The organism is Micromonospora sp. ATLC20, assembly GCF_057196585.1.
In genome coordinates, this window is record NZ_JBXUOV010000436.1 from 1 (window position 1) to 407 (window position 407).

The 407-nt window shown below is 80.1% G+C and carries 1 pseudogene; it reads left to right on the plus strand.

From position 1 onward, the window contains the following. Window positions 1-407, plus strand: a pseudogene (locus AC2CHG_RS31795) (S8 family serine peptidase); the annotation flags it as partial.

Sequence of the window (407 nt, forward strand, 5' to 3'; positions counted from 1 at the left end):
GTTCGGGCCCGGCCCGGTCCGGCTGGTGCTCGTCGGCGGCCTGGTCGCGGGTGTCGCGCTGACGCCGCTCGCGGCCGGTGCCGGGCAGACGGGCGTGCAGCTGCCGGCGCTGCTCCTGCTGCCGCCGCTCGGGTTCGTGCTGGCCGCGCTGGAGGCGGCGGCCCGCCACGCGGGCCGTCCGGCCGGGCCCGCGCCGGTGCGCCGGCTGGTCGGTCTCGCCCTGCTGGGTCCGCTGGCGTTCACCGACCCGGAGGAGATCAGCCTCCTGCTCTCCGCCACCCGCGACATGCCGTTCTGGGTCGCGGTGGGCACCGGCGTGGCGTTCGCCGTCGCGGTCCTGCTCGCAGTCGGGTACGGCGTGCTGCTCGCCCGGTCCCGCGCCCGCGCGCCCCGGCGCGGTCCGGCCG